Here is a 13620-nt window from a genome sequence, read left to right on the forward strand (position 1 = left end):
CATCTTTGCTGCAATTGATAAAGCTAATATATTTTCCATTGGTATGTGCTTATTTTTCTTTCGCTTATCTTTGAATGCTTTTGTTAAATCCTTTATTAACCCCTTTCTATTCATTTTCATTATTATATCGTCTATTAAATTTGGAAAACTTATATCAGCTGCATCAATTCTTCCATTTTTAATTGATTCTATTATTTTTTCTTTGTCTTTTCTACTTATCTGCATCATATATTATTTATCGGCACTTTTTATCAATATCTTAAATTACGAATTGAAGATATAAAACTTTTGTATGTTTCAATAACAAGGCCTCTACATGAATTGTATATATATTATAAAGACAAACCGTCAGTATTAATTGAAAATATATCCGAAGAATTCTGTAATAAAGAATAAAATTACAAAATAGCAGACAGAGAACAGAAGTATATGTTTCTGTTCTCTGTTACTTTATATTAAAACTTTTATCTTTTGACACATCAATCAATAATATTACAGAAAGTATATTACTTATAGTTCCAATGCCTATGACTAGCTTATATCCGCCTAATTCAAACAGTGATGGCCCTATAATAGTAAGTAATAATGAACATACAGATATAACAAAATATAGTAATGTCATAAATACGGTTCTTCTATTTGGGTATATTTCAGAACATATAGTCTGAAAAGCAGACCAACCGCCATCTAGTCCCAATGCATAAAAAAACGTCAATGGAATAACTAGACGTATTGATTTAATGTAAGGTAGTGGTGCTAGAAATAATGTCATTAAAATAAAACTCAATATACAGTACTTTATCTTACCTATTTTATCGCTCAATATGGCCGCTATAGTAACTCCTATTACAGTTCCGAGAGCAGTTAATGTAAAAACGTAACCGATATGAGATTGAGTTAAATTAAAATTATGTTTTAACCAAATAGATAGATAATTAAACATAAGTATCGGTGCAAGAATTAGTAAAAATTGAATTATTAAAAATTTAATAGTTATAGGTTCTTTAGTAATAGAGATAACTTCTTTTAAATTAAGTTCAGAAGAATGCGAAATATGTACATTATGATCTTTAGGCAGTTTAATAGATAAAAACAGTATTATAACAGACAAAATAGAAACAGACCAGTATAGGTAGTGTATGTTGAAATATTTAACCATATTAGTGCTGTATATTGGACTTAAAAGGATAGCAATGGCAAATGCAATCCTCAAAATACCGTTACCCTTTCCTCTATTTTCATAAGAAATAAAATCACTTATGTACGAAAGTAAAGTTGTAGTCAGAGTGATATTGCCCACTCCTATTAACATTCTACCTAAACCAAATATTACAGGGGATGGTGCCCACCCAGTTATAATTGTACCCGATAAAAATGTTAAAATTGCAAATGTAATTATATTTTTCTTGCCATACTTATCTGCTGCCATACCAAATAGTGGCGAAAATAAACCTATTGTTGAAAAACCTAGGTTAAGGTATATTACGCTGCTTTCTCTAATATTAAAGTAATCTGCAAGATAGGGAATAATAGGACTAATAAAACTTGCTTCAAGAGATATTACAAATTGTATAAAAAATACTACGAGTAGTGTCAAATATAGGTTCAAAAAACCGCCCCCCTAAAACATTCATTAAGATTATTATCATTTAAACTCATTTAAAAGTAAAGACTTAAAATAATATTCAGAAATTTTAGTATTCTTTATTGTGCAACTTGATTTTTTTATAAAAACCTTTTTATAGATTACTGAATAAATTTAGTATAAAAAGGATATTTATAGCATGTTACAGAATATGTTACATATATAATATAGTTTTTAGAAAGAAGGTGTTGTTACAAATATGAAAAAGGAAACATGTCTAAAAGTAAGAGACACTATAATATTACTACTGATAGCTTTACCATTTCTTATATTATTTATAGTTAAAGAAATACCTCTATATAATTTTTCACAAGTTACTACAACAATATTGTTGTGTTATTATGTATTTAAAAAAATGAAAGAAAAATAAGCTTGATAAGATTATATCTATCAGGCTTATTTTTCTTGTTATTGTTATCCAAGGTATACCCAACCGGAACCACTATGATATGCTGCTAGCTCTGTTTTTCCATCTACAATCCAACCTTCATAAAGTGGAGCTCCCTCTTGATTATATGTTTTAACATATGAATACTTTTGTCGAAATTTTACTGTATCCCAATTTTTTTGTACCATTTCTTCTGCTATATAAGTATAAAAATCTTCTTGTTTTTCTAGATTGGTGTTTATAATATTATTAGCAATAGCTATAGCTGTTCCTGCTACTGAAAGTATAAACGATAGTATTGGTTGACTGTATGTTAATAAGCCTGAGATACTTACAACGATTGAAGGGTCAAAATTGCTTTGTCTTTTATCAACTTTTCGTCTTAATTCAATAACTCTTCTAAAGTCTTTAATAATTTCTTTGTATCTAGTAGCAGTTTTTATAACATGTTGCACCATAATATCATCTCCTTTACTTTTTATTTTTTGTAAGGCTATTGTTGACGTCAACTTATTTTGCCTTACACTATATAAAAACACTTTAATATCGAAATAATCAACCATTTTTAAAAAATTTTTTATTAAAGATATATTTTATAATTAGATTCAATTGACAGACTATTAATAATATTTTATAATATCCGAAAGCATTAAAAATTTAGCATACAAAATATATTCTAAAAGGAGTGGGAGGATGATAAAAAAATTTATTTCTTACTATAGGCCTCATATGAAATTATTTATTCTAGATATGGTATGTGCCTTTTTTATTGCAGTTTTAGATTTAGTATTTCCTATGATGACAAGAGAAATAGTTAATAACGTAATACCAAGTGGAAATATAAGGATGTTATATATTTTTACAATAGTATTAGTAGTTCTATATGTTTTCAGAGCTATATTTAATTATATAGTCGATTATTGGGGGCATGTAGTTGGTACCAGAATAGAGCATGATATGAGAAGGGATTTATTTGCTCATCTTCAGACATTAGATATAAGCTATTTCGATAATACGAAAACAGGGTACATAATGTCAAGAATTGTAAATGATTTAAATGAGATATCAGAGTTGGCTCATCATGGGCCAGAAGATTTATTTTTATCGATAATAATGCTTATAGGCTCTTTTGCTATGCTTATGAGTATAAATTGGAAATTGACATTAATAATATTTACATTTGTTATTGCAATGATATGGTTTGCCATTACAAAGAGAAAGAAAATGGCAGAATCATTTAGAAATGTAAGGAAAAAGATAGCTAATGTAAACGCTCAATTAGAAAACAGTATTTCAGGGATAAGGGTTGCAAAATCTTTTACAAATGAAGAATATGAAATGGAAAAGTTTAGTATAGGTAATAGAGAATTCAAAGAATCGCGAGAATTTGCTTTTAAATCTATGGCCGAGTTCTTTACAGGTATTCGTTTTTTATCGAATATGTTAAATGTTGTAGTTGTAAGTGTTGGAGGCTTATTTTTATACAAGAATGTAATTAATACTGGTGATTTGTTTGCATACCTTCTTTATGTAAATTTTTTTATGCAGCCTATCAGAAGACTAACTCAATTTACTCAACAGTACCAATCGGGTATGGCTGGTTTTGAGAGGTTTATTGAAATTTTAAATATAAAGCCTAGTATTGTTGATAAAGAAAATGCTATTGAGTTAAAAGATGTTAAGGGTAAAATCGAATTTAAAAATGTTTCGTTTAGTTACAATAGTAAAAATAATAGAGTTTTATCGAATATAAATCTAGCTATTGAAGCGGGTAAAACATTAGCATTAGTTGGGCCTTCAGGGGCAGGTAAGACTACTTTATGCCATTTAATACCTAGATTTTATGAAGTGGATTCAGGAGAAATTCTATTGGACGGAATTAATATTAAAGATATTTCAATTAAGTCTTTAAGAAAAAATATAGGATTAGTTCAGCAGAATGTATTTCTATTTACAGGGACTATAAAGGAAAATATTTTATATGGTAGGCCAGATGCTAGTTTTGAAGAAGTAGTTGAGGCTGCTAAAAATGCTAATATACATGATTTTATTATTAGCCTGCCAGATGGATACGATACATATATAGGGGAGAAAGGTATTAAACTTTCAGGAGGGCAAAAACAGAGGATATCAATAGCAAGGGTATTTTTGAAAAATCCACCAATATTAATTCTTGATGAAGCTACATCTGCATTAGATAATGAAACAGAGATTATTATTCAAAACGCTTTAGAAAGACTATCGAAAGACAGAACGACTCTTGTTATTGCTCATAGATTGTCTACAATAAAAAATGCAGATGAGATTGTGGTATTAACTGATAAAGGAATTCAGGAGAGAGGAAAACATGAAGAGTTAATCGAGAAAAACGGTTTGTATGCTAGTCTTTATAATGCACAATTTAAAGGATTTATTCCAGATGATGTCAATTAGAATGTTAAAAAAGAGTAAATAATTTGAAGTATAATTTATTGATTTGTATAATGGTAAAGTTGGTAGAAAAATATAGATGATTTTATCGAAAAGGGGGATTTTTTGTGTTTAAATGGAAAGAAGAATTTTCAACTAAAGTAGATATTTTTGATGAGGAACACAAAAAGCTTTTTGAAATAGGGAATAGGTTATACGATCTCATTAAACTAGATGATGAGATAGATAGATATGATGAAATTATGGGAGTTATATCTGAAATGGCAGATTATGCGAAGTACCATTTTAAGCATGAGGAAGAACTCATGCATAAATATGGTTATCCACCAAGAGAATTTTTTAAACATGTATCAGAACATAAAGCCTTTTTTATGGAAGTAGAAAAGATGATGAATAAAGATATTGATGTAGAACAGAGAGAGGTGTCTATGCATTTAGTTACATTCTTAGTTGACTGGATTTCAAATCATATATTAAAAACTGATATGAAATATGCTGATTTTTTTGCAGATAAAGATATCTAATTTTTTTAGAATTAGATTTGTCAACAGTTTGTAAATAGCTCGTATGAGCTATTTGAGCTTGTTGACAAAGTAAGATATTTTATGAAAATGACGCTCATGCGGACGAATTTAGAAAAAACTATAGGCTTAAATTTTTAGAAAATCCTAACGCACCTAATCAAGACATCCTGTCTTGTAGGATGCTGGTTTGACATCCTGTCAAACCTACAGATTTTCTCAAAAATTTTCGCCTAGTTTTTTAACTAAATTCTTTCAAGCATTCGCTTTCATTTTCATAAATACAAAAAACATAAGTTTGTCAACAGCCTGAAATAGCTCGTATGAGCTATTTTTTTGTTGGCTGAAATAAGGAAGGAAATTAATTATTCGACTAGAATTATACAAGAAAAGAAAATAAGATTACAAAGGTGATCAAAATGAGCGATAAGAATTTTAAAGTTTTTATGTTAATAAAGATATTAGTTTTGATACCAATATTTTATACTGCAATCTATTTTGAAAACACATTTAGCAAGAGGTTTTATACTATTATATTAATATTTATAGTTTATATGATTTTAGGTGTAATTAGAAGAAAGTTATGTAATAAATATTCTACGTTATTTATGTCTTTTTTTATAGATATACTACTTATATTTTTTTTAGAGTATAATTCGAGATTTTTGATAAATTATTTTCTTCATTCATTCTATATAGTTATAATTTTGGAAGCCTCTTTAACTTTAAAAAGAGACAGAAGTTTGATTGTCGGTATTGTTGCAGTTCTTATTTCATTAATAAAGAGTATAATGCTTATTTATTATAAAAGTAATTTAGCAAACATTTCAGAAATGGCTTTTTTTGCTCTTATAAATATTTTAACGCTTATAGTAACAAATTTTGCTCAATACAATAAAGAGGAAAAAGAAAAGAAGGAACTGCTTTATAAGGAACTTTTAAAAGCACATAAAAAGTTAAAAGAGTATTCGGATAGAGTGGAAAAACTTACAATTATTGAAGAACGTAATCGAATAGCTAGAGACATTCATGATACATTAGGACATAAAATGACTGCACTAATAATGCAGCTAGAAATGTCAAGTTATATGATTGATGAAAATCCTGAAAAGGCTAAACAATTAATCGAAGAGGCTAAAAAGCAAGCAAGAGAAGGATTATTAAGCATAAGAAAAGTAGTAGAAACATTGAGAATTAATGATGATATCTCACAGGGAATTGATTTTATAAAACAAATGGCTGATGAATTTTCAAAAAAAACTGGAACTGATATTAAATTGAAGATAAAAGGTAATCAGATTAAAATACCTTCAAATATTAGCACAGTTCTTTACAGAATAATACAAGAATCTCTTACTAATGCAGTAAGGCATGGGAAAGCCACAAAAATAAATATAGAAATTGTATTTAGAGAGAATAGTGTAAATTTCTGTATTAGAGATAATGGAATCGGAGTACATAATATCAAAGAGGGTTATGGGCTAAAAGGGATTAGAGAAAGAGTTGAACATTTTAATGGCAAAGTAAAATTTGAATCGAGAGGTGGATTTGAAGTCAAAGGCTATTTACCAATAAGTTAATTTTGGAGGTGGGGTTATGATAAAAGTACTTTTAGTTGACGATCAGAGAATATTAACTGAAGGATTGAAAATGATTTTAGGCAGAGAAAAAGATATACGAATTTGTGGAGTTGCAAATAGTGGTAAAGAGGCATATGAATTATGTAAATGGAATAGACCCGATATAGTTCTTATGGATATTAAAATGCCGAAAATGAATGGTGCAGAAGCGACTAAACTAATAAAGAGAGATTTTCCAGAAACAAAAGTGATTATACTAACTACTTTTAATGATGATGAGTATATTTATGAAGCTCTGAAAAATGGGGCATCTGGATATATTTTAAAGGATGCTACTCCTGATGAAATAGCAGAAGCTATAAGAACAGTTTACAACGGTGGAGCATTAATCCAACCAGAAGTAGCAGTAAAAGTATTAAATAAGTTTTCTGAAATGGCTAAAAGTAAAGAGGTTAGAAACATAGATAGCAGAGTAGAACTATTGACAAGCAGAGAGAAAGAAATTTGCAGATTGGTAGGAGAAGGGAAAAATAACAAAGAAATATCTAAAGAGTTATATCTTAGCGAAGGAACAGTAAAAAATCATATCACAAAAATATTGAACAAGCTAGAATTAAGAGATAGAACACAATTAGCAATATTTGCTATAAAAAACAATTTGTATTCTGATTAAATGTGCAAAAAGTCATATGAAGTTTAGATAATAAGTGATTATAGATATAAGATTAATTGAAATTTTTTTAATAAAATATAATCAGAAATAATAAAAAAACTGTTGGAGGAATAAATATGAGAAAAATCATTATATTATTACTCTCTATTGTGTTGATAATTTCTTTGACTGCTTGCGGACAAGATGATTTTGAAAGATTTATTGAAGCTACAAAGAAAACTGATGCAATAAAAAGAGGTCAAGAAGAAATAGTTACAGTATTAGAATTTGATTTTAATATAGAAGGATTAAGTGATGAGGAAATAAAGGCATTAAATTATTTAAAAAAAATCAAATCGAAGTTCTATATTACTTTTGATTGCGAAAGTAATAAGATAATAGCTAGGTCCTATTATAATTTTAGTGGATTAGGGTTTGATTCGGAATTTTATATGAATGAGGGAAAAAGTTTTATTAAGGTGCCAATAATCAGTAAGTATATTAAGCTTGATGATGTTACAGACGAGAATAGTCAATATGAATTTATGTCAGAGGAAACTTGTGAGGCGATAAAAAATAAATGGATGGAAATCGTTAAACAAGATGATGTATTTACAGGTAAGAGAAGTATTATGTCTACGCCAGATGGAGAAGTTAAGGTAACCAATTATAAAATTAGATTAGATGAAAAGATAATAAAAGAATTTCTTAATTATTTTATAGAAGTAATTTATAAAGATGAGAAATTTAAAGAAAATTTTGAAGCATATTTGAAGCAAGTTAGTAATGAAAAGGTAAAAATGGATTTTGATAAAATATATTTTAACTTTAAAAAGATGCTGGATAACAGCAGTATAAAGGAATTTAATTATGATGCATTTATAGATATTGATGGATATATTGTTAAAGAAAGTATTGAAATGAAATTGGAATTAGAAAAATCTATGGAAAGAGTAATAAATAGTATAAAGTTCAGTTTGCAAAATAAACGATGGAGTATTGGGAAAAAACAGAAGTTTGAATTTCCAGAGATAAAGGAAAAGGATATTATACCATTTGAAGAAATAGGTAAGGGAATTCCTTTTATGATTGAAGATATTTTTAAAAATGAATAGGAGGAGTCATTATGACTTTATTAAGAGTGGATAATCTAAAGAAATATTTTAAGAAGATAAAGGCTGTTGATGGAATAAGTTTTGAAGTAAAAAAAGGTGAAATTTTTGGGCTTTTAGGTCCAAATGGAGCAGGTAAATCTACAACTATATCTATGATATCAACACTGTTTAAACCAACAAGTGGAGATATATTTTTTAAAGGTAGAAGTATATTTGAAAATCCCATAGAAATTCGAAAAAATCTTGGTATTGTACCTCAAGAGATAGCTTTATATCCAACGCTATCCGGATATGAGAATTTAAGATTTTGGGGGAATGCATATGGATTAAGAGGAAAGAAGCTTAAGATTAGAATAGAGGAAGTATCTGAAATTATTGGAATAAAGGACAGATTAAAAGATAAGGTAGAAAAATATTCAGGTGGTATGAAGAGGAGAATTAATATAGGGGCTGCATTATTACATAAACCAGAACTTCTTATAATGGATGAACCTACTGTAGGGATTGACCCTCAATCGAGAAAACATATATTAGATACAGTGTTAAGTCTGAACAAAAAGGGGATGACAGTCATATATACTAGCCATTATATGGAAGAAGTTGAATATCTCTGTAATAGAATTAGCATTATGGACAAAGGGAAAATAATAGCTACCGGTACTAAAGATGAGCTTATAAATATTGTTAATGGACAGAAGGTAATAAATCTAAAATTTGACAAAATATCAAAAGAACTTATTAGAAAAATAAAAGATATAAATTATATTAGTCAGATAGAAGTTTTAGATGATGAGATAATTTTAACAACGGTTAATGAAAATACGATTTTTAAAGATATAATTGACAAAGTAAGTGAAACTGATAGCAATATTCTTTCTATAGATGTAAAAAAAACAAATCTTGAATCTGTATTTTTACATTTAACCGGTAAGGCTCTTCGAGATTAGGAGGTATCGCATGAGAATATCAGATATAGTTCGAAAAGATTTGAAGATTATTTTAAACGATAAAAAAGCATTAGCAACTCTAATTATTATGCCTATAATTCTAACGACTATATTAGGATTAGCGTTTAGCAGCTCTTTCATTGGTAGTAGTGGTAATAAAAGTAGATATAATATCGTAATAGTTAAAAAGTATGATGCAAATGAAGATTTGAAGAGATTTAGAGAAATTATTACTGATGGGACTATTGGAGAAAAACTTAGTATAAAGCAGAAAAATATGATACTTAATCAGGTTCAAAAATTAGATGTTGAAGAGGTTTTCTTTAAACAATTTTTAGGCAGTAACGAGCTGAAAAAATTTATTAAATATAGAATTGAAGATGAGAATACGGCATTTAAATTATTGAAAGATGAAAAAGTTACAGCAGTAGTAATATTACCTGAAAACTTTATTTATGATTTAAATATTAGTCTTTATACTTCGTTTAGAAATGAAGTTAATATAAAAGTATTAGGAAATTCTAAATATGCTTTTAGTACACAGATAATATCGGAAGTTATGAATGGATTTGCTGATATGCTTTCTACAATAATAATAGGAAAGAGCATTTTTATTCAAACAGCTATGGAAGAAGATGTTGGAGCAAAAGTTTTTGAAGATATTGACAAATTTATTGGGAATATGATTGAAGATATGGGAAAAATTAAAGCCAATATCAATTATTTAAGAGTAGAAGGGAAGGAACCTATTAGCAGCTTTCAGTATTATGCAGTAGGTATGGCTGTTATGTTTATACTGTTTGCTTCAGGATATGGTAGTAAAGCCTTATTAAAAGAAAAAAATAATGTTACATATCAAAGAATGATAATTGCTGGTGTATCTAGATTTAAAATAGTAGTTGGGAATTTCTTTACTATTTTCTTTTTAGCACTTCTGCAGATGCTAATAATGATTAGTTATTCTAGTATTATATTAAAAGTTGAGTGGGGAAGTCTGCTGTTGGTGGTTATAATTAGTTTGTGTGCGATTTTTTCAGTAGCGTCATTAGGAACTATGATAGCTGTAATGACTTTAAAAGCGGGAAATTATAAAATAGCAAATGTTTTTCAGAATATAATAATTCAATTTATGGCATTAGTTGGTGGAAGTTTTGTTCCATATGATTTGTTACCTGAATTTATACAAAAATTAAATTTTCTATCTATAAACGGAATGGCATTAAAATCATACTTGAAAGTGATGATGGGATATCCAGTAGATGAGATAAAAGGGCATTTGTTTAGTTTAATGATTTCGGGAATAATTTTTTTAATATTTGCTATTTTTATTTTAGTTTTAAAGAAAGAAGAGGGATGCGTAGATGTTTAGTATAATAAAACTTAGATTTTTACGGCTTCGAGATGAATATTTGATAATTGTAATTATGACGATTATAGCATTAGGCTTTACAGCAGTATTTGGAATGATAGGTACAAGTTATAAACCTAGAATTTTGATAGTAGATAAAGACCAAAGTAAGCATTCAAAGATGTTTAAAGATGAGCTTGAAAGTAATCCAATTTTTCGGTATGAGTCTGTTGGATATGAAGAAGCGATTGAACTTGTAGATAAAGGAAAGGCTTTATCAGCAGTAGTTATAAATAATGGTTTTAGTGATTCGATAGATAATGGAGGAGAGGCTACTATAGAATTAATAAAGTTTAAGGATGATAGATATATTTATACACTTGAATATCAGTTGTTTAGTATATTAAATAGGATGATAGGAAATATAAAAATCGCAGAGATTACTGCTGATTACTTGGTAAAATCTAAAAACGATGTATTTAGAGATGAAATTGTAAAAAGGGCTTATGAGAATATTAAAGAATATTGGAGCTATAGAAAACCGATAAATATTAATACTGAAATGATTGATACAAAAAAATTTAGTAATTATGATAGTCTTATGCATTCTATCATTGGTTTTTCAATATATTTTACTACATATACTGCTGTATTTAGTATAGGAACTATTTTGTATGATAAAGAGCATAATATTTGGCAGAGAATGTTAGTATCACCGATATCAAAATCAGCCATATTGGGAGGAAGTATGATATCAGCTTATATTATTGGGATTTTGCAGCTTTTTATATTAATTTTTGCAGGAAAGTATTTATTTAATATAGAATGGGGACTGATTTCGGAAATAATCTTAATAGCCTTATTATATGTATTTGCAATTACGTGTTTAGGATTATTTTTATCAGGTATTGTTAAAACATATGCTCAACTTTCGGCTATTACTCCTGTAATACTTACTGGTACAGCGATGTTAGGTGGTTGCATGTGGCCTTTGGAAATTGTGAACAATAGATTTTTATTATTTCTAGCAAATTTTATGCCTCAAAAATGGGCAGTCGAAGGAATGGAAAAAATAGCCATGTATGGGTATGGTTTCGATTCAGCTATTCAGTCTTCTATTGTTCTACTTGTAATGGGATTGGTGTTTTTTGGATTAGGAGTTAAAATGGTTCAATATGAATGAAAAAGAGAATTACATTGGAAAATTGATTTGGAATTTATGCAATTATATTAAAGTCTTTGTCTGCTAATAGACGAAGACTTTATTTTTTGACATAAATAATATAGAGTGATAAGTTAAATTTAACAGTGTTAAAAATTATAACAGTATTAAAAATGGGAGGCGACAAACTAATGAGCATAAAAGAACGAAAAGAGAGAGAAAGAGATGAACGACGAGAACTTATTCTAAATGCAGCAAATGAAATCATTAAGACAGAAGGAATAGACAATCTTTCAATTAGAAAAATTGCTAACAAGATAGAATATTCACCAACGATTATATACTATTACTTTAATAGTAAGGACGATATAATAAAGCATCTTATGAAAAGAGGTTATCAAAAAATTATTAGTGTATTATCTTCTGTACAAGAAACAACAGGTGATGCCCAGCAGAAATTTGAAGAATCAATAAGAAAATATATTTATATGGCTTTGCAAATTGCTGATGAATATAAGGCTGTCCTTCTTAACAGTTCACCAGGTGTACTTGAGCATACATCTGTGCTTTTTAAAGGTGCGTCAAGTAAAAGACAGGCTATAGGTATGCTGTGTCAATATTTGAAAGATATTTACAACAATAAAAGTATTGACGATACTCAGATTGAACTAACAGCACAAGTGATATGGACTTCTACTTTTGGACTTCTCATAAGGTTAATAATTGAAAAGGACATTGATGAAGCACAGAAAAAGAGACTTATTGACCATCATATAAACTTTATAGTAAATGGATTATTAGTTCAGAGATAATTAATTGGAGGGATTTATTGTGAAATTTAGAAAAACTATTAGTTTGCTTACTCTATGTATTATTATATTGTATTTTATTGCAGCATCGTATGGAATACTTTCGGATAATGGAAATGGGCAATATGAATATAAGTCTATACATGGTAAGACAATATCAATCTATGGTAAAGGATTATATAAAAACGATTCAGTATCAGTAGCATCACAGGCTATAGCTCAAGATATAGTTACTATAATTTTAGGTATCCCGCTACTTATAATATCGTTATATTTATCGAGAAAGGGGCTAATAAAAGGTAGACTGCTACTTACTGGAACTTTAGGATATTTTTTATATACATATACTTCATATTCATTCCTTTCTATGTATAATTCTTTGTTTCTGATTTATGTAATGCTTATGTCATTAAGTTTCTTTGCATTTACATTAGCTATGATGTCATTTGATATACAAGATTTAAGTTTATATTTTGATGAAAAGCTTCCAGTAAAATTTTTGGGGTGTTTCTTAATATTTATTGCATTTGCGATTGGGATGATGTGGCTTGGAAGAATAGTTCCATCACTTATAAACAATACATTACCCAATGGTTTAGAGCATTATACCACTCTAGTTATACAGGCATTAGATCTAGGTTTTTTGGTTCCTACTGGAATTATATCAGGTATATTAGTAATAAAAAAAGAAAGCAATTGGATATCCAGAAATTTAGCACTTGAAAATTTTTTAGGGCGATAGTCCGTTGATTTATAAGAATTTCAGAATAAGCACTAAAAATTTGAGATTTTCCGATTTTTGCTGGAAACTACAGAGAAAAAATTTGCAAAATAAAAGCATCCTTTTTATAATAGTTTTACCACAAACACATTAAAAAAAGGATGCTGATAGGATGAACAAAAGTTACCTAAAACAATTATTCACCTATATTAATAGGGTATATGATATAGGAGAAAAAATCAATACTTTAAAAGATAAAAGAGTAAAATCTCAAGTAAAAATTTCAACAATTAGTTTTGTAG

Annotated in this window: 14 protein-coding genes; 11 read left to right on the plus strand and 3 right to left on the minus strand. The window is 28.1% G+C overall.

From position 1 onward, the window contains the following. The coding region (locus BUB51_RS09365; protein WP_278294245.1) for a hypothetical protein at positions 1-228 on the minus strand (228 nt) is incomplete at its 3' end. Between the two features lie 217 nt (positions 229-445). Further along, the gene (locus tag BUB51_RS09370) at positions 446-1609 is read right to left on the minus strand and encodes an MFS transporter (protein WP_035164948.1); all 1164 of its coding nucleotides are present in this window, start codon (positions 1607-1609) and stop codon (positions 446-448) included. A gap of 235 nt (positions 1610-1844) precedes the next feature. On the opposite strand from BUB51_RS09370, the gene BUB51_RS13160 reads away from it, so the two are divergent. Further along, on the plus strand, positions 1845-2015 hold the full coding sequence (locus tag BUB51_RS13160; RefSeq protein WP_159430411.1) for a hypothetical protein: 171 nt from the start codon (positions 1845-1847) through the stop codon (positions 2013-2015). A 44-nt stretch (positions 2016-2059) separates the two neighbouring features. On the opposite strand, the gene BUB51_RS09375 is transcribed toward BUB51_RS13160, so the two are convergent. Beyond that, the gene (locus BUB51_RS09375; protein ID WP_073197312.1) at positions 2060-2491 is read right to left on the minus strand and encodes a hypothetical protein; all 432 of its coding nucleotides are present in this window, start codon (positions 2489-2491) and stop codon (positions 2060-2062) included. Positions 2492-2726: 235 nt separating this feature from the next. Here BUB51_RS09375 and BUB51_RS09380 point away from each other — a divergent pair, with 235 nt between their 5' ends. The 10 genes from BUB51_RS09380 to BUB51_RS09425 all read left to right on the plus strand — a co-directional run bounded on the left by BUB51_RS09380 (position 2727) and on the right by BUB51_RS09425 (position 13339). After that, entirely contained in the window at positions 2727-4466 is a 1740-nt protein-coding gene (locus BUB51_RS09380) for an ABC transporter ATP-binding protein (protein WP_073197314.1), read from the plus strand. Positions 4467-4570: 104 nt separating this feature from the next. Beyond that, positions 4571-4987, plus strand: a complete 417-nt coding sequence (locus BUB51_RS09385; protein WP_035163420.1) for a bacteriohemerythrin — start codon at positions 4571-4573, stop codon at positions 4985-4987. A 416-nt stretch (positions 4988-5403) separates the two neighbouring features. Then, positions 5404-6564: a sensor histidine kinase gene (locus BUB51_RS09390; protein ID WP_073197317.1), complete on the plus strand. Its 1161-nt coding sequence runs from the start codon at positions 5404-5406 to the stop codon at positions 6562-6564. A gap of 16 nt (positions 6565-6580) precedes the next feature. Beyond that, positions 6581-7237, plus strand: a complete 657-nt coding sequence (locus BUB51_RS09395; RefSeq protein WP_073197319.1) for a response regulator transcription factor — start codon at positions 6581-6583, stop codon at positions 7235-7237. Positions 7238-7353: 116 nt separating this feature from the next. Further along, positions 7354-8331, plus strand: coding sequence for a hypothetical protein (locus BUB51_RS09400; protein ID WP_073197321.1), 978 nt, complete (start codon positions 7354-7356; stop codon positions 8329-8331). A gap of 11 nt (positions 8332-8342) precedes the next feature. After that, positions 8343-9278, plus strand: coding sequence for an ABC transporter ATP-binding protein (locus BUB51_RS09405; RefSeq protein ID WP_073197323.1), 936 nt, complete (start codon positions 8343-8345; stop codon positions 9276-9278). A gap of 10 nt (positions 9279-9288) precedes the next feature. After that, the gene (locus BUB51_RS09410; RefSeq protein WP_073197325.1) at positions 9289-10647 is read left to right on the plus strand and encodes an ABC transporter permease; all 1359 of its coding nucleotides are present in this window, start codon (positions 9289-9291) and stop codon (positions 10645-10647) included. Continuing rightward, positions 10640-11809, plus strand: a complete 1170-nt coding sequence (locus tag BUB51_RS09415; RefSeq protein WP_073197327.1) for an ABC transporter permease — start codon at positions 10640-10642, stop codon at positions 11807-11809. The genes BUB51_RS09410 and BUB51_RS09415 overlap by 8 nt, the downstream gene beginning before the upstream one ends. 170 nt (positions 11810-11979) lie before the next feature. Then, on the plus strand, positions 11980-12600 hold the full coding sequence (locus BUB51_RS09420; protein WP_073197329.1) for a TetR/AcrR family transcriptional regulator: 621 nt from the start codon (positions 11980-11982) through the stop codon (positions 12598-12600). A 19-nt stretch (positions 12601-12619) separates the two neighbouring features. Next, positions 12620-13339 carry a hypothetical protein gene (locus BUB51_RS09425; RefSeq protein ID WP_073197331.1) on the plus strand — a complete coding sequence of 240 codons (720 nt, stop codon included), beginning with the start codon at positions 12620-12622 and terminating at the stop codon, positions 13337-13339. Positions 13340-13620: the final 281 nt, after the last annotated feature.

It is taken from the genome of Caloranaerobacter azorensis DSM 13643 (genome assembly GCF_900129995.1).
GTDB lineage: Bacteria > Bacillota > Clostridia > Tissierellales > Thermohalobacteraceae > Caloranaerobacter > Caloranaerobacter azorensis.